1 pseudogene is annotated in these 255 nt (G+C 65.9%); it reads right to left on the reverse strand.

What is annotated here, in order from left to right:
* Positions 1 to 255 (reverse strand): annotated as a pseudogene (locus QSK52_RS39350) (extracellular solute-binding protein); the annotation flags it as partial.

Here is a 255-nt window from a genome sequence, read left to right on the forward strand (position 1 = left end):
TGTCGATCTTCTTGACGGTGGCGGAGGCGTCCTGCTTCTGCCCGATCAGCTGCACGCCCTGGTCGGTGAACGGCTTGAGGGTGGCGGGCAGTTCGGCGCCCTTGACCGAGGAGATGCCCTGCTCGGCTTGGGCCGCACCGGACTTGGTGATGTACCAGTCCAGCCACGCCCGCGCGGCCTCCTGGTTCTTGGAGTGCTTGTTGATGCCGTACTTGTAGTCCGGCTGCAGGACGGTGCACGCCTTGCCCGAGGTGG

Origin of the sequence: Kitasatospora phosalacinea (assembly GCF_030268885.1) — a bacterium.
In the GTDB taxonomy this organism is placed as follows: domain Bacteria; phylum Actinomycetota; class Actinomycetes; order Streptomycetales; family Streptomycetaceae; genus Kitasatospora; species Kitasatospora phosalacinea_C.